This is a genomic window from Lysinibacillus sp. GW823-FHT06C08 (genome assembly GCF_058795135.1).
Genome location: NZ_JBXAHN010000001.1, coordinates 1,030,946 through 1,055,355 on the forward strand (window position 1 = coordinate 1,030,946; position 24,410 = coordinate 1,055,355).

The window sequence follows — 24,410 nt, forward strand, 5'->3', positions numbered from 1 at the left end:
CTTAATTGCCCCTAAGCATCAATGGTTTCAATAAAAAACTTAGTTACCTCAGTTTTTTCAACATTTGTTTTAGCTTCGCAAAATAGTACTATTGCACTTTCCTCATCGTCAAACCATAAATACCTTACTTCTGTACGAAAGCCGCTTTTATCATTATATTCGTATACATCTATGTCCATCTCTTCATCACTTTTCGGTAAGGTAAGGGTACCTTGCATTTGAAAAACTTCGTGTAAAAACTCTGCAGTCTCATCATTAATCTTATTCTCCTCTTTAAGTTTATCGTAGCGAAGATTTACTAGATCAACGAGTGTTTCTTTAGTTAATTGCACTATTTTTTCTTCTAATGTCATGGATAATCATCTCCTAAACTATGAAATAATTAACTAATAGTATACCATGATTTAATTAACTAAACTGACAGTGAGCGAGTTAAAATCTTGATTTTTGAGAAAAAACATCGACACTCTTTTTAGGAAAGAAACATTTAGCGTATATCCGTTCACTTCATTACGACAGTATATATAAAGATAGAAAAGATAGATGACCATTAGTAAATTGAGAATATCAATATTGCACATGAATGAATTGGTGGTCACTAATTACCTAGAGAAAGTATTGAAGAAACTAGTATTTTATCCCTGTTAATTTTGTTGAAATATAGTCAAAACCTCTCTTTTTATGTATATTATTGGTTATGGAGGGAATTATAATGAAGAAAATAACGATTTTATCATTTTTATTTTTATTGAGCTTTTTTGCAATTTTTGCTAATAGTGCAAGTGCGGAATCTGTTTTTAAAGATGTTGAAGAAACCAATCCTAATTACAATGACTTAAAATTTTTATATGATAAAGATTTATTATCTGATTCTGTTGTAGGTAAGAAACAAACTTTTGGCAAAGATAGGAAAGCAACACGAGGTGATGCTGTGACTATGATAGGAAAAACAATGGGCTATAAAATGTACACTACATATACTCCATATAAGGATGTAGATTATGATGAAGTATTTAGTGGACACGTTTTAGAATTATCTAAGTTAGGGATTATAAATGGTTATTCTGATGGCACATTCAAGCCTGATGGCAGTCTTACGCGAGGACATCTTGCTTTATTCATTGTTAGAGCATTCGGTAAATATTTGCCTGAGGGTAATCAAGAGTTCAGAGATGTTCCAAAATCAAATGATGCTTACAAAGCTGTAAAAAAATTAGTTGGAGCAGGGATTACAACAGGTTATAGTAATGGAACATTTAAGCCCAATGAACCTTTAACGAAAATGCATTTACATGTGTTTATGGCAAGATTAGTTAAATACTTAGAAGAGCAAAACATAAAAGTACCTTTGAATGATCCTTTGATTGAGAGTACTGAAAGATATAAACCGATTAATGATGCTAAGATAAAATTAGGTTTATCTAAGTCAGAAGTATATGAGTTAATTAAACATCGTATGACTAATAAACAAACTGATAGATGGTATTCTACAAATGTTGGTAGGAATGGTTTAGATGGGAAAACTACTTATGGGTTTTTTGATGGAAAACTTGAAAGTATTACGAATATATATAATTGGAAATCACAAGTGAAAGCATCCAATTCAATTAGAAATATACATGAGATATATTTAGAAGAATATAAGAAAGAATTTGGTGAAAACTATAAAACAAATATAGAAGATGATTTAATTATGACATTTTGGGATAAATCGACTTTCACAATAAAACTAAACACACATATATTAGATGGAAAAATAGATGTAGTCTCACATATTTCTACTGATCCTATACCCTTCTAGTGCAATAAGTGCCTTTACGTTTATATAAACCAAAATATTAACAATATATAAATATTATTAACATTCCTCAATATTATATTTTAAATTCATGCATATAATTAATAGTAGGGGAAGTAAGTTAAGAAGTCTTTCGCTGACGGATCGCCGTATGCGATGAAAGTCGCCTGTGCGGTGAAGGCTCGTTATAAACCTAAAGAAAAAGAAGGATAAGACGAGAATGGCATAGGTGCAGCAATTACAGGAGTAGGAACCCCTTCATCTGTTTTACAAATGGGTGAAACTACTGAATTAATTGCTGCAACAATAGAGTTAGGCACAATTATTTGGTCATCAAACAATCCTAATGTTGTGACAATCAATTCTACCACAGGTAAAATTACTGCTAAAGCTCCTGGTATAGCAACAATTTCGTATGCAAGTAGTAACGGTAAAAAAAATTTTATCAATCTTAACGTACATGGAGAAGCAATGGCAAAAAATCCAACCTATACGCAAGTATTGCAAATGGGCGAAGTAACTACAGCTACAGTGGGAACAGGGTTATCTGCCAGTGCAACAAACAAAAGCTTTGTATCTAGTACAACGAGTGTGGCAACGGTTAATGCTACGACAGGTCAATTAACTGCAATAAGTCCAGGAAGTTCTGTTATTACGTATGTAGGGAAGGACAATAATGGAGTAGTAGTAGAAAAAGGAACGATAACGGTGACAGTTTATTCCCAAGCAGCAGTGGGTGCAGTACCGACAGTTTCAGCACCATTTTCAGTTATCGGATGGGGCTCGGCGGCAACAGGTTTTACGACTCCAGTTACTGGTCAATCTATCATTTGGACAGCAAACAATGGAACAGGTTCTGCTTTTATCCACCCGAGTACTGGGGCTATCAGAGGTGTAACAGCCGGTGATGTAACTGTAGCCTATAAAATTGTGGATATTAACACAAAAGTAGTGGTCTACAAGTCCGCTCCAGTATCGATTTCAATTCCTGATACACCAAGAGTAAATATTTCAGCACCATATGTTGATGGAGGGACTATTAGTGGAACTTATTCATCATCAACTAATGTAAATTTGACAGGTGTAATAGTAGGAGAAGATAACGCAATTGTCCTGTTTAGTAATCCAAGAAGTAACGATATAAATATTGCAACTGCAGTGATTGTGGGTCCAAATCCATCGGGGCATGTTTTTTTGAACGTGGAAAAAAAGGGTGTTGGCGCAGTTCAAATAACATTTGATTACACGGATAGCAACAACAAAACGGGCACGATGACCTGGACATTTAATTTCCAATAAAACTATAGATAAAGAATGCTTCAACGTTTTCTTTTGCCTTCCACAAATCTGTGGAGGGTTTTTTTGCTTTTTTGTAGGATATATATTTCTATATCAATCAAGAACAAGTGTGACGGAGGGCTCGGGGCTTGGACTAGCGATTGCCAAAAGCATCGTGGAGCTTCACGGAGGTACAATTCACGCGAAATACAAGAACGAAACATTGTACTTTGTTATCTCACTGCCCTTTACGACGTAACTAATTTGTCCAAAGTGGATAAATGGTTATAGCATGATGTGGTTGTTCATGGCTGGCAAGCATATCCTGCATGGCAGCTAAAAAAGCAGTGTTTTTAATTAATATTTGAATTTCTGTCTGTTTGTATTGCTTTTGAAAATCAATAATATAATCTCTAATGATTGAAAGGTTGTAGTGACTGTTAATTTCCACTTCAACGAAAAATGGCAATGTTAAATCAGGAAGCTTGGTACTACCACCGCGGCGAATCCAAACAGCTTCTTGTACATAATAACGGATGGGTAGTTGACGGTTACTGGCAATAAAAATATCCATAAAAAGCCCCCTTCTATGTCTATTTCAAGCCTAAAGGAAAATTCCTCAGTCGTCAAAAGAAAACATGTGGAAATCTTAACAGCAATTTTCTCATGTTTTTTTGTTTGCTTTTTGTTGAATTTTGTTTGATTATGTCCGTTTTTTGGACTAATTGTAAAGGTAGTGTAAACATTTATTTAATCCATTGTAAATGATATGTACAGAAAGCTTAAAACTATTAATAATAAAGTCTGACAACAAGGAAAGGGTTGAATAGATTGGATATCAATATACAGGAAATGATTTTCCAATTTCTTGGAGGGTTAGGCTTATTTCTTTTTGCTATTAAATTTATGGGAGATGGTTTACAGAAGGCTGCTGGTGACCGTCTACGAGATATTTTAGATAAATTTACAACAAATCCATTAATGGGTGTACTAGTTGGTATTATTGTTACGGTTCTTATACAGTCCAGTTCAGGAACCACTGTTATTACAGTAGGGCTAGTAAGTGCTGGACTTATGAAATTGCGCCAAGCAATCGGCGTTATTATGGGTGCCAATATTGGAACAACTATTACTGCCTTTATAATAGGGATTGACGTAGGTGCATATGCATATCCCATTATGGCAGTGGGTGCCATTTGCTTATTTTTCTTTAAGAAAAGTATCATTCAAAATATTGGACAAGTACTTTTCGGGTTTGCCGGTTTATTTATTGGTTTAGAGCTCATGAGTGGTGGGATGAAGCCCCTTCGTGATTGGCAACCATTTTTAGATTTGACTGTCCAAATGTCCGATGTACCGATTTTAGGTGTACTAGTTGGGACAATATTTACGTTAATTGTTCAATCTTCTTCTGCTACAGTAGGTATTTTACAAGGACTTTATGCTGAGGACTTAATTTCTTTACACGGAGCATTACCTGTTTTGTTTGGAGATAATATTGGAACAACTATTACTGCCATCTTAGCGGCTTTAGGTGCTTCTATAGCAGCAAAAAGAGCTGCTGCCACTCATTTACTATTTAACGTAGTGGGTACTATTATCTTTATGCTGATACTTGGCTTATTTACGAACTATGTAGAATGGATTGCTGGGTTGCTTAATTTAGAACCAAAAATGCAAATAGCCTTTGCTCATGGAACTTTTAATGTCATTAATACGCTCGTTCAACTGCCGTTTATTGGCGTTTGGGCATATGTCGTAACAAAATTAATTCCTGGTGAAGATTCAGTCATCGAATATAAACCAAAATTTTTGGATAAAAATTTAATTGTCAAGTCACCTTCAATTGCACTAGGCCAAGCAAAAATGGAAGTCGTGCGTATGGGGGAATATAGTATTCTAGGATTAGAAGAAACGTTAACGATTTTAAAAACAGCTGACACAAAATTGGTAGGCAAGGTCGAACAATTGGAAGAAGCTATCAATAATTTAGATCGGAAATCCACAGACTATTTAATAGAGTTATCCAAGCAATCTCTATCGAACCATGATTCAAAACTACACCACGCTTTGTTTGACAATATTCGTGATATCGAGCGTATTGGTGACCATGTAGAAAATATTATCGAGCTTCTTCAATATAAAGATAGCAACCGCGTCCGCTTAAGTGATCAAGCACTGAAAGAGTTAGAAGATATGTTTATTTTTACATTAGAAACTGTAAAAGTCGCTATTGAATCTCTTGACAAGCAGGATTTATCTTTAGCACAGCAAGTGATAGAAAAGGAAAATGAAATAGATAATATGGAGAGACGTTTACGTAAATTGCATATTAAACGATTAAATGAAGGTGTGTGCTCGGGTTCAGCGGGCATTGTATTTGCTGATATCGTAAGTAATTTGGAAAGAATCGGAGATCATGCATCCAACATAGCGGAAACGGTTATTTCCTAAAATGGAGCTGTTCAGTAGCGTAAAAACTACTGAACAGCTTTTTAATTAAGTCATATTCAAAGTGGTAGATACAACTTTGAAAGTGACGGATAGAACCGTAAATGTAGTGGATACAACCCTAAAAGTGACGGATAGACTAGTAAATGTAGTGGATACAACCTTGAAACCAATAGTTATCAATAGTCGTAATCATTGGGGCGTTGAGTTTATTAGATGGAATAAAATACAAGTAGTTTCATCTATATAAGTATAAAAAAAGTAAGTAAGACATGGTTGAGTCTTACTTACTTTTACTTTAATGGATATCTCTTTTCTTAAAGTTCCCGCCACGAACTTCTGAAACATCAGAAATCACAACAAAGGCGCCTTCATCGATATCTTTAATAATAGTAACTAACTTGTTTTCTTCCATACGGTTAATGACACAGTTTAAAATTTCTGTTGGTTCATTGGAGAAGCCGCCACGTCCATGGGTATAGGTAACACCACGTCCGAGACGAGCTTGGATTGCGTCCCCAATCTCCTCCGATTTAGCACTAACAACACGGACTTCTTTTGATTTCTCTAAACCAACTTGGATAATATCGATAACATTTTTTGCAATATAATATGTTAACGCTGAGTATAAAGCGCTCTCTAAGCCAAAGATGAAGCTTGCCCCTAAGAAAATAAAGGCATTGATAAATAAGATAATATCGCCGACTGAAAATGGAATTTTCCGTGATAGTAATACAGCTAAAACTTCCGAACCATCTAAAGCACCACCGTTACGTAAGACAATCCCGATACCTACCCCAAGCAGCATACCACCAGATAGGACAATTAGTAAGGGATCATTTGGGCCTAAAATGGTTTTGACATCATGTAAAAGAACTGTTGATATGGATAATGCTGCGATCCCAGCACTACTCATTAGGGCAAAGGTTTTTCCAACTTGCTTATAACCGATATAGATGAACGGAATATTTAAGACAAAGAGCAGTAACCCTAATGGGAGTCCAAATAGGTGTGCCCCCATAATACTGAGACCCGTTACACCACCATCAATGACAGCATTTGGAATTAATACAGCTTCTAGTCCGTAAGCAGCAATTACTGCCCCAATAATAATCATAATGAATTTTCGAGTGTTTTCTAGTGACTTTCCTTTTTTCATAAATCTTCTCCATTTCTTTACGTAAAATACTACCTAAGGTTTTGGAATAATATTTATTGCAATTGTTTTAGTCTCCGAACCTTTACTTGAGTCGGCCATATTATAGTATTTAGTTAATAAGTCGTTCAATTCATATTCAAAGCTCTTAAATTGATCAGCTGTTAACGATAAGTCAATGAAAGAAAAAGTAGCTAAATCTGTAATACTTTCTTTTTCATCAAGTGAATGTAAATAATTTTGATATTGAGATAGTAGTGCTAATTGATAGTAGGAAATGTAATTTAATTTTTGCTTAGTTGTGAGCTGTGTCCAATCCTCCTTACTAAGTTTTGCTGCTCCTTCATTTAATGCATAAAACTTCTCTGTAACAGAACGGACTTTTCGCTCCTTCACAATTTTTATGATGTTTTCGTCCACTAAAATTTGGATATGTCTATATAAAGTAGCTTGCGGTACATCCTTAATGACCGAAATCATCTCCAAAGTGCTTAAACCTTCTTCTTTATTGTGCATCAGAGCTTGTAAAATTTTCATTCTCACAGGGTGCATTAATACCTCTGCTTTATTGCGCATAAACCGATCCTCCTAATAAAATAATGAGATGGTATCAAGGAAGGCATTCGAATGTTATCAAAATGAGAACATTATCAAAAAATATACTATAGATATTTTTTGAAGATGTACAGTAAAAAGGTAATGAAAATTTTCAACAACTTTGTTATCATTATTGATAATGATAATGAATGGAGGTTTTAGCAATGAAATTACACTATGGTTTTGATGAAATCAGTCAACTCGATTGGGCGAGTATACTTCCTATTCTTTTGCCATTTTTATTGGTGGGCTCTATCCTCATTCTAATTGCATTAATTGATTTATACCGCCACAGAAATAGGAGAGAAAACGTACTAATGTGGACAATTATTATTGTGTTTTTTAATACAATTGGTCCTGTTTTATATTTCATGATTGGTAGAAAGGATGTCAATACACGTGCGCTTAGAAATTAAAGGCATTACAAAAAGGTTTAAACAAAAGACGGCAGTGCATGATTTTTCAATGGTCGTTAATGCGAATGAATGCGTCGGATTAATTGGACCAAACGGAGCAGGGAAATCGACATTGATTCAAATCATTGCAGATATTTTATATGCAGATGAGGGGGAAATTCTTCTAGATGGTCAACAAATTACAAGGATGAAAAATCAGATTGGCTATTTACCTCAGTATCCTAATTTTTTCACCTGGATGACAGCATTTGAGACATTATCCTTTATGGGAACACTTTCTGGTTTACCAAAGAATGAATTACAAAACAGAATTCCATTACTTTTAGAAAAAGTTGGTTTAGGGAAAGAAGCCCATTTTCAGGTTGGAACTTTTTCAGGTGGTATGAAGCAACGACTTGGCATCGCACAAGCTTTATTGCATAAACCAGCTTTGATGATTATGGATGAGCCAGTGTCAGCTCTAGATCCAATTGGAAGACGGGAAGTGTTGAATCTTTTAAAAGAGATTAAAAAAGAAACGACCATCTTACTTTCAACCCATATATTAAATGACGCAGAGGAAATTTGTGAGCGCTTTGTCGTTATTCAAAATGGTAGAAAAATAGAGGACGCTACAAAAGGTCAGTTGCTGGAGCGTCACCAAGAATCTGCAATCTATTTGATGGTTCGCCAAGAAGACCTTAATTGGGTAACAACGGTTGAACAGTTATCCTATGTCAGAAAAATTGAAAATGAAAGAAATGGCTTTAAAATACACGTCCATCAATTGGAGGAAGACGCTCAAAAATTGTTACAGTATGCGATAGATTCAAATGTCATGTTGTTAAAGTTTGAATTGGGCATTCATGAAAGCTTAGAAGAAATATTTTTAGAATTGGTGGTGTGAAATTGTGAATACTTTTTGGGCATTAAGTAAAAAAGAAGTAACTCAAATGACGAAGGAATTTAAAATTGTCTGGCTACCAATTGTCTTTATTTTACTTGGGTTAACTCAGCCGATTATGATGTACTACATGCCGGTTATTTTGCAATCAATGGGTGGTGTGGAGGGTATTATGATTGACCCAACCTTGGCAAAGCCAGAGGGAAGCGAAGTACTGGCCACAACCCTAAGTTCGCAGTTTGATCAGTTAGGAATTATTATTTTGGCAGTTGCAGCAATGAGCATTATACAAGGTGAAAAAGCAAATGGAATGATGGCATTTATTCTTACAAGACCAGTGTCTATCTCATCCTACTTAAATAGTAAAATTATTGTCCATTATCTAGTAGCTGTTTTCTGTATAGCTCTAGGCTATGGTATGTCATATGGCTATACATCTTTTTTATTTACGGCGGTACCAGTGACGCATGCTTTGCTGGCTTTGTTATTTTATTGTGTGTGGCTATTGTTTGTTATTACGTTTGTTGCCATGATGAGCACGTTTTTTAATAGTTCGGCTTTTATAGCATTAGCAAGTATTGTCGTCCTATTTATCTGCCGTTTCATTGCTGGTTTACATCCGCTTTTGGATGTTGTTAATCCTGCCAGTAATAGCTTGCATGCTACTACTATATTGATGTCAGGGAGTATGAAAGCTTGGTATGGGTTCCATAGTGCAGTTACCATGCTCCTAGTTATATGGATGATTGCAACCATGCGCCATTTCATTGCAAAAAGGAAGTTTTAAATGGGAGTAATGGCGAATTTGTTATAGGTACTTTGTCAAAATCATCGGAAGCCATTATATCCATTCAACTGTATTAATACACTTATTATTCGAAGCACCTACTTTCATAATCGACCATCTTACGTTTGAACATACCCATTGATATCAGTTGTTAAGATTGTATCTTATTACTATGTACAATTATATAAATTTATAGAGTTAGCTCTTAAATGAAGGGATAGACTGGCCAATGAATCTGAAAGTAAATCGAACAAGTAAGGTTCCACTATATCAGCAGCTAAACCAACGATTGCTATTAGCAATAATAACTGGGAATTTAAAAAAGGGTGACCATTTACCATCCATTCGAAATTTAGCTGCACAAACAAATCTTAACCTTCATACTGTTCATAAAAGCTATAAGGAACTTCAGAAAAGCGGGATCATCACCATTAAACCCCATTCAAAAGCAATTGTTATTGTAGATTCTGGGGAAGCAATAAATATTTCCCTTCAACAAATATCTATACGTATCGAACATATAATAATAGAATCTTCTGTTTTAGGGATTAATGAAATTTACCTTAGGCAGATGTTTGAAGGGGTTTTACAGAAATATTACAATGAGCGTTAAATAAAAAGAGGTGGCTCCTATTCTAAGGAGCCATCTCTTTTTGCCTTATTTAAATCAAAAACACCGCTACAATTGTTGTCACAACAAGCCCAATGATTACAGGGATTAAGTTCCGCCTTGCGAGCTCAAATGGGCTCACATTACAAATGGCAGCTGCTGGAATTAATGCCCAAGGAATCAATGTTCCGCCACCAACCCAAATGGCAGTAATTTGCCCTAATGCCGTTAAAGTAGCAGTTCCTCCGCCTAGTGCATTGCCGAATAAGCTTCCGACAGAGCCCGCTAAGGAAATTCCTGAGAAGCCTGAACCATCTAATCCAGTAATGGCACCAACTACAGCCAAAGTGATTACTGCAATTTCCTTCGTTAAAGGGACTATTGCTGCAAGACCAACACCGAGATCATTGACAATACCGTGCGAGGCAGCGGGTAAATGATCTCCGAGAATTTGTGTGAAGCCTGCATCTCCTAAATAGAAGAAAGCAGCAATCGGGATAACAGGTCCGAACACTTTAAAGCCGAATTGAAACCCTTGAATTAAATAGCTTGTTGTCTTTTCGAGCCCCTCTGTTTTATGGGCTACGATACTAAGCAAAAGTAATATGAAAACGGAGGTTCCACCAATTAATGCAGTTGCATCGCTACCCTGTAATTTGAAAACCGACATGGCGATGACATCTAAGATAAAAGCAAAAGGAATAAGCACAGCGAAGAAACGTTTATGTCCAATTGACAGTAGATTTTCTAGCGTTTCTTGCTCACCGTTTTCTTCCGCGGAATTTGCTGTGTTTAAAAGTAAAGTTCCACGTTTCATATCTCGCCGCAAGAAAATATAAGCAACGATTGTCGTTACAACCCCCATAGTAATGACGAGCGGAATACTAGCAGAAACCACGTCTCCAACAGGAATACCAGCAGCATCTGCTGTTAGCTTCGGTGCCCCCTGGATGACGAAATCACTTGATAATGCAATCCCATGACCAAATAAGTTCATCGCCATCGCCACTCCGAGTGCTGGCAAGCCTGCACGAATGGCAACAGGCAAGAGTACTGCCCCTAACAATGCCACAGCAGGTGAAGGCCAGAAAAACCAAGAAATAATCATCATTAATAGACCAATCGTCCAATAGGCAAGAGCGGGTGTTTTAATGATTTTCGTAAATGGTGCAACCATAACCTCGTTAATTCCTGAAGTCATCATGACCCGGCTCATAGCAACAATAATAGAAATGATAAGAATGGTAGATAACAACTCTGTAATGGCATAAATAAAGCTGTTAAATACACCACTAATGGATGAAGTTAAATCGCCAGTCGCAACAATTGCTAGCATGAATATGCCTACTACACAAATGAGGGTGGTATCGCGACGTTTAACCATAAATCCGATGATAAGCACAATAAAAATAACGTAAATCCAATGGAGAGCAGTAAATTCAACCCCCATACGTTTCCCCCTCAATATTCGATCTGATTCTATAGAATATGAAGAGGAAAAAAGTTGGTGATAAATTTAAAAAAATTTCAATCTAAGTGAAGGGGAATGTAATTTGCAAATTGGCAAAAAAACAAACAATTCATATAGGGGATTACAGGGGGTACTTTGATCGAAAGGGGCACTAATTGATTACAACTTAGTGTTACACAACTTCTAAACAAACTCCATGAAAGTAATCAACGTAATAACTATTCCATTAGTGGTTTTTCTCATACCCAAAACAAGTTAATTGAAAGATATGGATTTTTATAATAGAATACTTTTATAGATTATCGATAATCTATAATCCATAATATATAACACCTGTAGCTAATCACTCTATACACTGAACTATGTTAAAATAAAACATATAAATTTATTGGAGTGGTTTAATGGGGTTTGATGAAAATTCAATTTCAAAAAAGACAATTTCTGAGCAAATAGCTGAACAATTATTATTTCGCATATTTTCGGGCTATTATGAACAAGGTCAGCGCTTAATAGAAGCGGAAATTGCAAAAGAGTTACAAGTAAGTCATGCACCTGTCCGTGAGGCGCTTTATCTTTTACAAAAAGATGGTGTAGTTGAAAAAGTACAGCATAAAGGTGTAAGAGTGAAGACCATATCGGATCAGGAATTGAAGGATTATTTGGAAGCGCTTTATAACCTTTTGGATTTTGCACTGACAAAGTGTGAAGCTAAATGGACGGATGATTTGCAAAATGAACTTTTATTTCGTTTTGAAGCGATGAAACAAAAAAAGTCTGCTGAAAATATTTATGAATATGTTGTTTCGTTTGCTCACTTATTACAATTGTTTTTTGATGTTTCAGGAAATATTGCGATGCTACGATTCTTTAAAGAAACAATCTTTGTTACAAATGTAGCTGCCCAAACAAAATGGAAAATGAATCTAGTTGAATCCTACCATATGTCCATTAATACATTTATTAGGTGTATAGAAGCATCGGATTTTGATCATGCACGAGTAGCTATTAAAGATGTTATTTTATGGTACCAATTTAAATAATTTTTTGGGGGTAACATAAATGAAAGCTGCAGTTTGGCATGGTGTAAAAGATATTCGAGTAGAAGAGGTTGAATTACGCGCTTTACGAGAAGATGAAGTGAAAGTAAAAGTAGCATGGGCTGGTATTTGTGGAAGTGATTTGCATGAATACGAAGAAGGTCCAGTTTTCGTACCAGTTGATGTAAAAGCAGAATTAACAGGTGAAGTTGCCCCACTGACAATGGGTCATGAATTTGCTGGTATCATTGAAAAAGTTGGCTCTAACGTGACGGACTTAAAGGTAGGCGACCGAGTTGTCATCAATCCTACTTTGACTTATAGAAACAAACATGAAGATGTTGATCGCTATGATGGATTTAACTTTATCGGATTACATGGAGATGGTGGATTTGCGGAATATGTTAATGTTCCTGCAACAAATATTCACCGTCTAGCCGATAACTTAACATTACAAGATGGTGCATTAGTAGAACCAATGGCTGTAGCAGTCCAAGCTGTCAAAGATGCTGGGGTTACATTAGGTGATTCGGTCGCAGTATTTGGGGCTGGACCAATTGGGTTATTAACAGTTATCGCTGCAAAAGCATCTGGCGCAAGCAAAGTTATCGTATTGGATTTATCTGATGACCGTTTAGAAAAGGCAAAAGAGTTAGGCGCAACCCATGCGATTAATTCAGGTAAAGAAAATCCTGTACAAGCAGTTCGGTCAATTGTTGCAGATGGGGTGGATGTATCCTTTGAGGTGGCGGGAGTTGCTCCTACCTTTAAGCAAGCAATTGATGTAACAAAACCTCGAGGTAATATGATGATTGTTTCAATTTTTGCTAGACCAATCGAATGGAATCCAATGCAACTTACAAATACTGGTGTTAATATACTATCCTCGATTGTATATACACCGTCCATATTCCAAAGAACGATTGATGCAATGAGCTCGGGTCAACTAAATCCACAAGGTATCATTACAAGCCAAATTGAACTAGATGAAATTGTGGACAGAGGATTTAAAACATTAACAAGCGACAAAACGCAATCTAAAATTTTAGTTGCAATTAGCGGAGAAAACTAATAGATTCATCTATTTCTATTTTTTAAATGGGAGCATGGCTAATTACAGCCATGCTCCTTTCGTATATTTTTTGCATGAAGCCACCAAATCTTCACTAGTCATTTCCACTTCTCCGCTCACACAAACTACAAGGTAGTTGCACCTCCAATAAATGCGCTCCATAAATAGTAGTAGGGATAATTTCATTTCATGACCATAGGTTTTTCTTCTTCTTTATTGAAAAGCGTTGTTTTGGACAAGAATTGACATTTATACAAAGAAATCGTTGCGTTTTTTCCATTGTTTCACCTTTTCACACAAATTATAATAATGTTGTAAATGATAATCATTTTCAATTAAAGATCGAAAGGAGCAACAAGTGTGACAAAACAACATGGAAAGAAAATTATACAATGGGTAGGGGGGTTCCTCCTGTTGTTAATCATATCAGCATGCAGTACTTCTAATGCTAATAGCAATGTGGCTGATGAACAGAAAGAGGAAGGTGAGAAAACAGTATTATATACAACGATTACTGGTGAACAAGTAGAAATACCTGCGGATCCAAAACGAGTGGTTTATATTGGTCAGACAATTGGTGATTTCTTGGCAATGGATATTCCGGTTGTTGGTAATAATCTTCCGAAAGAGCCTGCTAGTTACTATGAAGGTAAACTCGAAGGAATCGTTGATATTGGAAATCCTGCTGACTTAGAGACGATACTTACCTTAAAACCCGATCTGATTATTAATGGCTATTACAAGGCGGATCCAAACCTGAATGAAGAATTGGCAAAAATAGCTACTACGATTCCCTTCAACCCAGCTCTTCCTTATACAGAACGTGTAAAGGAAATGGGGAATATTTTGGGCAAGGAGGAAGAAGTAGCTCAAGTAATTGCTAAATTTGAAACACGTTTTACAGAAATGTTTGAAAAGCTTCAATTAGCAGAAGGGGAGACTGCAACAGTTTTCTATCAGTTAGGTAAAACGCTTTATGTTATGGGCGATCGTAGCCTTGGTGCTATTATTTATGGAGAAAATGGCTTTGCTGTCCCTCCAGCAGTACAGAAGAATATTATTGATGTAGAAGGCGTGTCTTTCGTTACGGTTTCAGAAGAGGTGCTTTCTCAGTTTGCTGGTGATCATTTGTTTGTAATCGTACAAGAGGATGATGAAAGTGAATCAGAAGCTGACCGGCTACTACAAAGCCCAATATGGGGAACATTGCCTGCAGTCCAAAAGGGAAATGTTTATGTGATTGCTAATGAATGGAATACAGATGAATTGCTAGCTTTGGAGCAATTATATAAAAAGCTACCAGAATGGATGCACAAACAGTAAAAATTGTATCTATCCAATCAATTATTATAACCGCTAGTTTTCTAAAATTAAGCATCCTCGGTCAAAAGTTGATAGTGAATCATTCTGTGTTATAATAACGATAATGATAATCATTTTCAATTGTTGGAGAGTTGCTTATGAATTTTGCATGCCTATATACTAGGCTACAACACTATGATAGTTTTCAAGTTAATCAGCAGACGGCAGCGATGAGCTATAAAAAGAGGAATGACAATGAAACGAATTTGTGCACATTATTAATAGCACTTAGCCATGGCATACGCCTCTATGTAGACAAAATTGCAATCGATCTAAGACAAGGGAGCTGCATTCTCGTTTTACCAGTACAACGCTACACTGTGGAATCGAGTACTGGAGAGGCACAGCTTGCACGTTTTACCTTCGAAACCTTTGAAGTAAAAGGAAGGGCTTTACATCCGGCTGCTCATCCACCCTTACTTTGTGGTTATCCTTATAGGCTATTATATTCTCAAGTTAAGCAAGTACTAGGGAATGAAATATGGGTGAAGAATCAATTTTGCTCCTCTCTAACCTCATCAGAAATGGCTATGATGCAAGGTAGACTTCAACTGATTCTAGGGATGATGGCCCAGTTAGATCAGCAAGCTGTCGATTTGCAGAGCGAAGAAAAGACAAAAATGATTCAACGTACTATCCAATATGTGGAACAACATTATGATGAAGATTTAACAGTAGAACAGCTAGCGAATATGGCTGGCATTGTCAGGTGGCAATATAGTCAACAGTTTAAAATTTTGACAGGCAAAAAACCAACTGATTATCTAGTCCACGTACGAATAGACCAGGCAAAAAAACTTCTATGTAATTCCACAGAGCCATTGAACAAAATAGCTCGACAAATAGGATTTAAGGATGAATATTATTTCAGTAAGTGTTTTCATAAATTAACTGGCAACACTCCACGTGAATATGCGAATATCCATCTTCATACGCAGCAAAGAACAGTTATCGATTCACTTGGTAGAAGGATTCTTGTTCCTCAAGATGCCACACGTATTGTGACAGATGGCAAACATACACTGGGCGAATTATTAGTACTAGGTATATCTCCCATAGGAGCGGCTATCTCTATTATGAAAGAAAACGTAATTTATCATAATAAGCTACGCAATATTCAGAGTATCGGGTATTGGGCCGATCCAGATAAAATAGCACAGCTACAGCCTGAATTTATATTACTTAGCTATTATCCAAAAGATTTGCAGGAACTAAATACGCTTGCTCCAACGGTTGTACTGGACAAAAAGTTTAGATTATTTGAGCGGTTACGGTATATCGCCAAACTTTTTCAACGCAGTAAGGCAGCGGAGAAATGGATTACTACATATGAAGACAAAGTAAGATTGGTGCGTAGACAGTTAGCAGATGCCTATGTAACTGGAGAAACAGCTACTGTTTATCTCAAGTTAGGTGAAAAACTTTATATTATGGGCATGAATGGATTGGCGAGCTCTTTATATGAATCACTAGGCTTTCGTCCCTCAGAAAAAGTGATGCAACTCATCGAGCAAGGGGAGGCATGGTTAGAAATTCAGCACCATCAAATAAGTCACTATGCTGGAGATCGGAATTTTGTCTTAGCTTCTCGTAAGGAATTACATACTGTCTCTCACTGTCCATATATTTCAGCTTTAGCCGAGTTAAGTCCCGGTAAGACTCATTTTTTAGATGCTATATGGAATTATGATGATCCCATTACTCGCGGACGGTTACTAGAGGAACTACCATATATTTTTAAAAAGAAGATAGTATGAACCTGGGTTAGTCCCCAGCATTCAAAGGCTTGAAATCATACAACTATTTATTTTTTAGCTTCGAGGGGCTTCCACGATAGCTCTTGTTATTTTTCTCCATCATAACTTTATGATGGAGTTGATTGGAACGAAGAGTCGCGATTTTTGCATTCCTCCTTCACCAACTAACGGGATATGTTTTAACGGTAGCCATACGCAAAAAAGGTGAAGGTGCCATATTATTTAATAGCACCTTTATCCTTTATGAAAACATTTATATTTATTTTTTCAATAGAATTTTCAGTAATGGTATTTAATTTATCGACAGTCCATGATTGGGGTCTGAAACGATAAGCCTTTTCTGAAAGATTGAAAATATCGGAGTCTATTTCCAACCCTTTCATAAATGTACTTTGAAACTGTGCTGAAATAATTTTTTTGACATCCTTTTCAATGGTTTTTATTCCGATGTTTTTTGGATTTTCTCTAATTGAAGCTTTTACATCTAAATTTAAAATGAATTTAGGAATGGTGTCACCGACAATTTCTATATCATAATCTAAATTGTCAATAAACATGGAAACAGATTGATCCTTTATTGATAATTTCATGTTATTAAAATCCTTATTAAACCAATCTAGCCCTGAAAGTTCTTCTTCCTTTATCCAACCATTGAATTTTTGTCGTGAAAGAAAATAAGCACCACTTATTTTTAATATATTTTTAGATTTATTATCCTCCATCCAATAATCTTCACTAATTTTTATTGTAGGAACCATAATTGATCCAACTGGTTCATAATATCTTTTAATCATGTCTTGTACAGTACTGGTTGAGATGAATGAATTAAAGAATAATTGTTCATTTGGATCATAAGGAAATGTTAATATAGGCGGTTTATAAAAGAGACCATGTACATTCATTATCTCTTTAATATCATCTTCATAACCATAAGCTAACGTATTGTAACGTAGATAATAATCTCTACTAAAAAAATCAAAAAATTCATCCAGATGACCATCCAATATATTTTTGGAAATAAAGAAAGTTTGTATATGTCCATAATACAAAGGATTAACAGAATTCTTTTCTATATCATCGATTGCTCCCTGAATTGTTTCACCTTCTCCATGTCCAACAACAATTGGAGCTGGCTCAGATGCAATGCCAGGATCTGAGCCAGCAACATTCGTAAATCCGAAAGCTTGAAAATATAAATGATACACATCATTAGAATAATCAATACCAAGAGCGGTAATATAAACTTCACTTTGTATTTCCTTCGTACCTAAACAGCCGCCTAGAATAAATAATAAAGGAAAAATTAATGATATTTTGAATGTGGAAGTATAGTAATGGGACATTTATAATCTCCCTTCTACTGAAAAAACAGTCAGTCTTTTATTTTAATTCTAAATGGCATTTTTAAAAAACCTTTAATAAGATTGGGTATACTAACTTTATAAAATGTAGAAAGGTAAGGATGCCCGAAACTTTCTAATGACGAGATATATGTTAAGAAAAATAAGACGCTTAAAACAAAGCCATACATTCCAAAAAATGCGGAAATTATTAATGTTGCGACTCTTATTAAAAATACATTGCCTAGTACATTTTGATTAATTAATGTATAGCTAGATATAACGGTAAGTGCTCCAATTACTAATGTTGATGGTGATGTAAATCCCGCTCTTATAGCAGCATCCCCAACTATTAAGCCTCCTAAAACTGCAACAGTTTGACCTACAGCTTTAGGTAAGCGTATTCCCGCTTCTCGAAAGAGGTCAAAAAAAATGAGCATAATAAGAATTTCGAACGAAGAGGAAACAGGGAGTCCAATTTTAGATGCAGATATGGATACTAGTAAGGGAAAGGGTAGCTGGTTAAGTTGATGGACAGTTAATGCAATCCAAAACCCAGGTAAAAATATACTTGTTAATAAAGAGGTAATCCTTAAAATTCGTGAAAAACTCACAAATAAAAAATTCGTTTGATCATCTTCAGCTGCTTTCAAAATAAGTAATAAATTTACAGGTCCAATTAAACAACTTGGACTTCCATCTACCAATATGACAAAACGGCCTTTATTGAGGGAACTTACTACAAAATCGGGCCTTCCTGAATAATCAAGGAGGGGAAAGAGTGTCAACTTATCATAAAGTAATTCTTCAATATGATAACTACTTGCAATATTATCTACTTTTATTTTATTAAGTTTGTTTTGTACATTTTTTAAAGTGTTTTGATCAATATAGTTCTCAATATAGAGCAATAAAACTTTTGTTTTACTGGTGTCGCCAATTGTAAAATCGTCACTTGATAAATTTTTACTTTTTAATCTCATTCTTATTAAAGAAAAATTTGTATCTATATTTTCAACAAACCCGTCTCTAGGCCCTCTTAATGAGACTTCCATATTTGATTCTTCAATGGATCGTTCAGGTAGTTTAGCTAAATTGGTTGAATATAAGCTATTCGATGGAACATGATAAAAATATAAAAAACCTGAGAAAATTTTTCTATTTATTTCATCTGTCTTCATTCTGTACTCTTGGATCTCCTGTACTTCTAAATAGCGATTTATAATTTCCACATCATATAAATTTCCTTGTTCAGCCAGAAATCTAATATTTGGTAATAATGAATTTAAAAAAAGTACACTATCAATTAAACTATGGCAATAGATAAATATAACTTCATGTTTTTCGTTATTTAACATATAGAATTTACTACTTACCGTTATATCTGATTGGTGGTCAAATTCTTTATAAAAAAAATCCTTATTTTCAGTCAAGATGATGAACTCCCTTTTGCTTTTTTTCTAATACGTAGAAAACAGTCATAAAAAAGAATAAAAATAAAAAAATAGAAAGAAGATAAGTGCTTTTTATAAATGACAAAAAATCAGAAACAGACCAAGGAATTAATAATCCTATTGTTAAGCTTAGATAACCAATAATTAATATAAATTTTCGATTTTTAAAGAAGGATGACACAATATACATAAATAAACATATACGAATAAAAGCCATTGATAATATTTGGAGAACAGATAAAGAATCTAATCTTGTAAAGTACTTACCAAATGACAAAACTCTCCATTGCTCGTTTATAGGAAAGAGCATTTTTTTAGTGAGATAAATGCCAAATTCAGATACAGTAGTCACAATAGCGATAAAAACTAATAAGACAAACATACTAGAGAAAACGAGTATTCCTGTCCTTTTCATTTGCTCTTTTACATAACTATTTAAAACGATTAAAATAAAGCCCATTTCTAAAATACCAATACATATGTATAATATTCCCCATAAAATGGACGGAGTATTACTTGTATTTACTGGTAATAATAGTTCGTATTCATTGTTCATTGAATTCCCTAAATTGAGGAGTACAAATAAAAAAATGTATAGTGAACAAATAATCAAAGACAGGATAGCAATAGTTTTGATCCCTTTTAGGGAACCATAAAAGCATAATAATATAAATAAAATAACTGTAATAAAATATGGATAATCAGAGTTAAAACTTTCTTCTGCCCAAATAATTGTAAATTTGAGTGAGACGAACGTTGATGAAATTAAATACATGATATATGAAGTAATGATAAATAAATAAAGTGGTCTATTATCTTGTGAAAATTGTTGTTCAAAAAACGAAGTATTATTTAATTTATTGGTAATTCTAGAAATAAGGAATGCTAAAATTAATATTGGGATTAAACTTGCCAAAGCGCTTATCCATGCTTCACGTTCGACGATTGTGAAAATGGTAGGAATTAAAATGAAATGTGCTAAAAAACTAACTGATAAAAATAACAAACAATATACATGGATTGGCTGTATAACTTTATTCATTTTATCTTAAACCTCCTTCTAACAATATTGCCCATATTGGTTGCCATCTAACCCCTTGGAGCTTCTAATGAAATCTATACTCACCTCTCGCAATTTTTAGGCTCCTATATTACTCTCATTCAAACTAGTTTCATAGAAAACCTAGCAATAATTCTATTAATACACGTAAAAAAACAATCAAAAATAGATTTTGATTGTTTTACACTGTATCCTCCTAATTTTGAAGAGTGGCCAAATAATTCACATACCTTTAAAAATGCTGAAATAGTTTTACAAGGCATGGCATATATTGAACTTTAATTCTCAAATTAGGAGTGGGGTAAGTGAAGGATAGGATGTTATTTTTAAAAGAACTACTGAACTTTGATAAGAAATTTCAGTTCATTATCCAGCAAAATATGGAGCAGCAACAGATTAATTATTTTGAGCTGTGTGAATTAATGGATGAATATTCTTCTTTTATCATAAATCGTGACAATGAAGAACAGTGGGCGAATATGAAGGAATCGAAAGAAATCCTATTATTAACCGACAACTTAAGAATGAACGCGTCTGTTTGTGTGCAAATCTTGGAGAAATATCGAGCGTTATTATTAAGTCATGAACAGGAAGCAGTCACAGATTATTTTCGTAACATAGAAAATTGTATTGGAAAGGAATTTGGCGATTTTGAAATAACTAGTCAGTCGAAGGTACTCTTAATTGGATCTGGATCCTTTCCGATTACCTTATTAATGGTTGCGGAGCGCACGGGAGCAGACGTTTTTGGAATAGATATTGATGATGAAGCCATTCAATTAGGAAAACAGGTAGTCAATAAATTAGGGGATCATTTATCCATTCAAATTGATAAAAAGACGGTAGCGGAGCTCGCAGTAATAAAACAAGTTAGTCATATTATATTTAGCTCAACGGTCAGCAATAAATATGACATTTTAGATCAACTATACGATGTAACAAATAAAGATGTGCTTGTTGCTATGCGCTACGGAAATGGGTTAAAGTCTCTTTTTAATTATCCGATGCAGAAGGTAGATGATACCAAATGGCATATAGTAGAAGAGATTATGCATCCTCAGGATGTATTTGATGTTATTTTATATCAAAAGGTTTAACGAAATTGATTGTTGAAAGCAAACAAGAATGGATTTGCATTTTGAATTTAGCAAGGGTTCACATATGGAAAATGATTAGAAAGGCTTTTAGAGAAATGGTTCTATGTTCAAGCTTTTCATACGTAGTGTAAGCCACCAATTTGTCGAAGGGTGGTTATATTTCAAATTGACAATGATAATCATTATCGATAAGGTGGGGATAGGCGAAGGTCGTCAACCCACCTTTTTGCATTTCATAGGAAGAGGAATTGACCTTACACATCGGCTTTTTATGTCTGTATCCCTTAGATGGAACAGTTTGTAGTCAAAAACGCACAGAACATACAGCTAGGATTCCACCATTATAGGCGGTAAATACAATTTTGAAATGAGGTAATTAATTTGAAAATCGATGTTGAGCAATTAGCAGAGCATTTAGCACATATTCCATTTCAAGTACAGGGGGTATACCGATATGCTAAAAGCACTGGTGTGCCCTATGCTGAATATACTGATTCTTTTCCTGGATTCGTTTTTCCTCTTAACGGAAAAATACAATTTCAATTTAATGGCACCCCGTATATCTTTTCACCAGGAAAAATTGTACATGGTGGTGCAAATATGAAGCTAGATCAAAAAAATTTTGAATATGCGAACTGGGAATATATTCTTGTTCAATACCAAATATGTAACACAGAGCTACAAGAGTCCAGCTTTTCACATCAGCATTTTGAATTATTGACTGGACAATCTCCTCGTCTTATCGAATTAATTTTGCGTCTTTGGCAGGTGTACAATCAGCGTGGAGGCATTTCGAGGTTTCAAACCGAGATGCTATTTCGAGATGTACTGAATGAGGCTTTATTATGTGTGGTGAATAGTCAAAATAGCAGTGAATCACATACTTTATTCGAACGGGTATGTAACTATATTCATGAGCATTATTATCAAAGCCTTACCATTTCTTGTCTTGCAGAACAAAATCATGTTAATCGAAATCGACTCTCTTATGTATTTAAAAAACATGCAGGGATAGGACCAGCAGAATATTTATTAAAATATCGGATAAACATGGCGCAAAAAATGCTATATACAAGTGAGGCCCCTGTCCAACAAATTGCACAGGCTGTTGGAATGGAAGACCCTTTTTATTTTAGTAGAGTGTTTAAGAAACAATTTGGTATTCCCCCTAAAGAGTATCGAGAGAAGTTCATCAATAATCCATGCTAGTTTCAACAAGCATCCATTCCAATCTATAAATGCCTTTACTATACTAATGGCATATCAAAGATAATATGTTGGAGGAATCTTGGATGCAAAAGATGAAAGGACTGTGTTTTTCAATACTTGTATTAGCAGGAATACTAGGAGGCTGTTATGAAACACCAACTGTAAATAAAGAAATATCTACAAATGAAACATCTACTTCAGCGGTTCAGCAGGATACTAATGATTGGCCAAGAACAATTAAGGATGCCTTGGGTAAAGAAATAGTGATCGAGAAGAAACCTGAAAAAATAGCTTCCCTTTGGTATTTTTACCCGGAAATATTAGTGGCATTGGGTGAGCCTCCTGCTGCTTCTACAGATAAAGAATATTTATCTTCTTTAGCCTATTTAAACGGAAAGCTAGCTTCAACCGAAGAATTAGGAGATAAATTGTCTCCTAGTATTGAAAAAACTCTATCGATTGAGCCTGATTTTATTTTAGCAACAGAACATCATGAAAAACTGTATGAATCACTAGAAAAAATTGCGCCAGTCATTACTTTAAAATCCCAGGATATTTATGAAGATTGGCAATATGGTCTCCGTACAGTAGCTGAGATTATTGGCAAAGAGAACGAAGCTGAAAAAGTAATTGAAAAAATGCTGCAAGCAATTACAACTGGTCGACAAGATTTAAAAACGATTGAAGGAGAGACAGTAGCACTTATCGTGTCATGGGATGGAAAAACTTTTAATGTTTTAGGTGAAGATAATCCTGTTTATACACTTGCGTTTGATAAAGAAAGGGGGTTGGGGCTTACACCAGATACCACATTCAATGGGAAGAGTAATCAATTTTCTGCGTTCGAGGGAATTTCAACTATTCATGCAGACCACATTTTCCTTATAGGTGACATAACAAAAAAAGAAACATTAATGAGTGAGTTAAATCAAAATAATGTTTGGAACAATATGAACGCAGTAAAGAAAGGGAATATTTATTTGATGGATACGTCTGCTATTACGGGTGGTCCATTAGCAATTGAATACGCTTTGCAAAATATAACGGATGCTCTGCAAAAGCACTAAAAAATAAAGTAGAATTCTATGGAAAACAAATAAAACAATAGGGAGAGATGTCTATGAATTATCAAGCTATTAATCTTAATGAGAGTGCAGCTCAAATAAAAGAACTTTGGTCTCCGAAAGTTGTTGGTGAAATACACGATTTCCAATTCAAAGTGGTGAAGATTGATGGGGAATTTATGTGGCATGAGCATCAAGGCGCCGATAAAGTATTTATTGTGCTCGAAGGAGAGCTATTTATTGCTTTTCGCGATGGCCAAGTGAAAGTTTCTCAAGGGGAGATGATTATTATTCCCGGAGGGCCCGAGCACAAGCCTTTCGCCGAAAAAGAATGTCATATCATGTTAGTGGAACCAAAGGAAGTAGTAGACACGGATAGTCATTAACGTAACATGAGAATTGAGCTGCATTGTCAGCTCTTTTTTTTATTGAATAAAGGAGGTAGGTTAGTTGTTAGTCTATCTTTAATTAGTTACAGTAAACCATATCATAATTTCGTGCGCTGACGAGT

General features: G+C 35.0%; 23 protein-coding genes and 1 pseudogene. 16 read left to right on the plus strand and 8 right to left on the minus strand.

The annotated features are described in order from the left end of the window. Positions 1-11: 11 nt before the first annotated feature. A complete protein-coding gene (locus AC1Q6O_RS04830; protein WP_090001113.1) occupies positions 12-353 on the minus strand; it encodes a DUF7668 domain-containing protein in 342 nt (113 codons plus the stop codon). 359 nt (positions 354-712) lie between these two features. Here AC1Q6O_RS04830 and AC1Q6O_RS04835 point away from each other — a divergent pair, with 359 nt between their 5' ends. The 3 genes and pseudogenes from AC1Q6O_RS04835 to AC1Q6O_RS04845 form a co-directional block, all read left to right on the plus strand. Beyond that, on the plus strand, positions 713-1,801 hold the full coding sequence (locus AC1Q6O_RS04835; RefSeq protein WP_258954640.1) for an S-layer homology domain-containing protein: 1,089 nt from the start codon (positions 713-715) through the stop codon (positions 1,799-1,801). 270 nt (positions 1,802-2,071) lie between these two features. After that, positions 2,072-3,097: a hypothetical protein gene (locus AC1Q6O_RS04840; RefSeq protein WP_375105604.1), complete on the plus strand. Its 1,026-nt coding sequence runs from the start codon at positions 2,072-2,074 to the stop codon at positions 3,095-3,097. Between the two features lie 94 nt (positions 3,098-3,191). After that, positions 3,192-3,335, plus strand: a pseudogene (locus AC1Q6O_RS04845) (ATP-binding protein); the annotation flags it as partial. Here the strand turns inward: AC1Q6O_RS04845 and AC1Q6O_RS04850 are convergent. Continuing rightward, positions 3,336-3,650 carry a hypothetical protein gene (locus AC1Q6O_RS04850; RefSeq protein WP_008174498.1) on the minus strand — a complete coding sequence of 105 codons (315 nt, stop codon included), beginning with the start codon at positions 3,648-3,650 and terminating at the stop codon, positions 3,336-3,338. Between the two features lie 278 nt (positions 3,651-3,928). Between AC1Q6O_RS04850 and AC1Q6O_RS04855 the strand changes: the two genes are divergently transcribed. Continuing rightward, positions 3,929-5,530: a Na/Pi cotransporter family protein gene (locus AC1Q6O_RS04855; RefSeq protein WP_171365314.1), complete on the plus strand. Its 1,602-nt coding sequence runs from the start codon at positions 3,929-3,931 to the stop codon at positions 5,528-5,530. Positions 5,531-5,825: 295 nt separating this feature from the next. Here AC1Q6O_RS04855 and AC1Q6O_RS04860 read toward each other — a convergent pair whose 3' ends face one another. Next, on the minus strand, positions 5,826-6,686 hold the full coding sequence (locus AC1Q6O_RS04860; protein WP_008174493.1) for a YitT family protein: 861 nt from the start codon (positions 6,684-6,686) through the stop codon (positions 5,826-5,828). Positions 6,687-6,719: 33 nt separating this feature from the next. Then, positions 6,720-7,259, minus strand: a complete 540-nt coding sequence (locus AC1Q6O_RS04865; protein ID WP_036147586.1) for a transcriptional regulator — start codon at positions 7,257-7,259, stop codon at positions 6,720-6,722. A gap of 185 nt (positions 7,260-7,444) precedes the next feature. Here AC1Q6O_RS04865 and AC1Q6O_RS04870 point away from each other — a divergent pair, with 185 nt between their 5' ends. From AC1Q6O_RS04870 to AC1Q6O_RS04885, 4 genes are all read left to right on the plus strand, one after another. After that, positions 7,445-7,696 carry a PLD nuclease N-terminal domain-containing protein gene (locus AC1Q6O_RS04870; RefSeq protein ID WP_043989760.1) on the plus strand — a complete coding sequence of 84 codons (252 nt, stop codon included), beginning with the start codon at positions 7,445-7,447 and terminating at the stop codon, positions 7,694-7,696. Then, entirely contained in the window at positions 7,680-8,582 is a 903-nt protein-coding gene (locus AC1Q6O_RS04875; RefSeq protein WP_107922891.1) for an ABC transporter ATP-binding protein, read from the plus strand. The genes AC1Q6O_RS04870 and AC1Q6O_RS04875 overlap by 17 nt, the downstream gene beginning before the upstream one ends. A 4-nt stretch (positions 8,583-8,586) precedes the next feature. Continuing rightward, complete coding sequence (locus tag AC1Q6O_RS04880) at positions 8,587-9,366, plus strand: ABC transporter permease (RefSeq protein ID WP_239354310.1); 780 nt, start codon at positions 8,587-8,589, stop codon at positions 9,364-9,366. Between the two features lie 229 nt (positions 9,367-9,595). Continuing rightward, complete coding sequence (locus tag AC1Q6O_RS04885) at positions 9,596-9,979, plus strand: GntR family transcriptional regulator (RefSeq protein WP_008174484.1); 384 nt, start codon at positions 9,596-9,598, stop codon at positions 9,977-9,979. 49 nt (positions 9,980-10,028) lie between these two features. Here the strand turns inward: AC1Q6O_RS04885 and AC1Q6O_RS04890 are convergent, their stop codons facing one another. Continuing rightward, complete coding sequence (locus tag AC1Q6O_RS04890; protein WP_089985462.1) at positions 10,029-11,426, minus strand: hypothetical protein; 1,398 nt, start codon at positions 11,424-11,426, stop codon at positions 10,029-10,031. Between the two features lie 422 nt (positions 11,427-11,848). Here AC1Q6O_RS04890 and AC1Q6O_RS04895 point away from each other — a divergent pair, with 422 nt between their 5' ends. From AC1Q6O_RS04895 to AC1Q6O_RS04910, 4 genes are all read left to right on the plus strand, one after another. Further along, complete coding sequence (locus tag AC1Q6O_RS04895) at positions 11,849-12,487, plus strand: GntR family transcriptional regulator (protein ID WP_089985464.1); 639 nt, start codon at positions 11,849-11,851, stop codon at positions 12,485-12,487. A gap of 19 nt (positions 12,488-12,506) precedes the next feature. Continuing rightward, positions 12,507-13,556 (plus strand): 2,3-butanediol dehydrogenase, encoded by a 1,050-nt coding sequence (locus tag AC1Q6O_RS04900; RefSeq protein WP_089985466.1) that lies wholly within the window; start codon positions 12,507-12,509, stop codon positions 13,554-13,556. 360 nt (positions 13,557-13,916) lie between these two features. Then, positions 13,917-14,879 (plus strand): ABC transporter substrate-binding protein, encoded by a 963-nt coding sequence (locus AC1Q6O_RS04905; RefSeq protein WP_492400953.1) that lies wholly within the window; start codon positions 13,917-13,919, stop codon positions 14,877-14,879. A gap of 137 nt (positions 14,880-15,016) precedes the next feature. After that, a complete protein-coding gene (locus AC1Q6O_RS04910) occupies positions 15,017-16,675 on the plus strand; it encodes a helix-turn-helix domain-containing protein (RefSeq protein WP_346038218.1) in 1,659 nt (552 codons plus the stop codon). 218 nt (positions 16,676-16,893) lie between these two features. On the opposite strand, the gene AC1Q6O_RS04915 is transcribed toward AC1Q6O_RS04910, so the two are convergent. From AC1Q6O_RS04915 to AC1Q6O_RS04925, 3 genes are read right to left on the minus strand one after another with little or no spacing between them, the layout of a single operon-like run. Continuing rightward, positions 16,894-18,018 carry a Ger(x)C family spore germination protein gene (locus AC1Q6O_RS04915; protein WP_008174471.1) on the minus strand — a complete coding sequence of 375 codons (1,125 nt, stop codon included), beginning with the start codon at positions 18,016-18,018 and terminating at the stop codon, positions 16,894-16,896. A 29-nt stretch (positions 18,019-18,047) separates the two neighbouring features. Beyond that, positions 18,048-19,448: a spore germination protein gene (locus AC1Q6O_RS04920; protein ID WP_008174469.1), complete on the minus strand. Its 1,401-nt coding sequence runs from the start codon at positions 19,446-19,448 to the stop codon at positions 18,048-18,050. Continuing rightward, positions 19,441-20,511, minus strand: a complete 1,071-nt coding sequence (locus AC1Q6O_RS04925; RefSeq protein WP_239354319.1) for a GerAB/ArcD/ProY family transporter — start codon at positions 20,509-20,511, stop codon at positions 19,441-19,443. The genes AC1Q6O_RS04920 and AC1Q6O_RS04925 overlap by 8 nt, the downstream gene beginning before the upstream one ends. 323 nt (positions 20,512-20,834) lie before the next feature. Here AC1Q6O_RS04925 and AC1Q6O_RS04930 point away from each other — a divergent pair, with 323 nt between their 5' ends. The 4 genes from AC1Q6O_RS04930 to AC1Q6O_RS04945 all read left to right on the plus strand — a co-directional run bounded on the left by AC1Q6O_RS04930 (position 20,835) and on the right by AC1Q6O_RS04945 (position 24,285). Continuing rightward, positions 20,835-21,626: a nicotianamine synthase family protein gene (locus AC1Q6O_RS04930; protein ID WP_237068748.1), complete on the plus strand. Its 792-nt coding sequence runs from the start codon at positions 20,835-20,837 to the stop codon at positions 21,624-21,626. Between the two features lie 381 nt (positions 21,627-22,007). After that, on the plus strand, positions 22,008-22,835 hold the full coding sequence (locus AC1Q6O_RS04935; RefSeq protein WP_492400955.1) for a helix-turn-helix transcriptional regulator: 828 nt from the start codon (positions 22,008-22,010) through the stop codon (positions 22,833-22,835). A gap of 83 nt (positions 22,836-22,918) precedes the next feature. Further along, positions 22,919-23,902, plus strand: a complete 984-nt coding sequence (locus AC1Q6O_RS04940; RefSeq protein ID WP_492400956.1) for an ABC transporter substrate-binding protein — start codon at positions 22,919-22,921, stop codon at positions 23,900-23,902. Positions 23,903-23,955: 53 nt separating this feature from the next. Next, complete coding sequence (locus AC1Q6O_RS04945) at positions 23,956-24,285, plus strand: cupin domain-containing protein (protein ID WP_043989758.1); 330 nt, start codon at positions 23,956-23,958, stop codon at positions 24,283-24,285. Positions 24,286-24,410 lie beyond the last annotated feature (125 nt).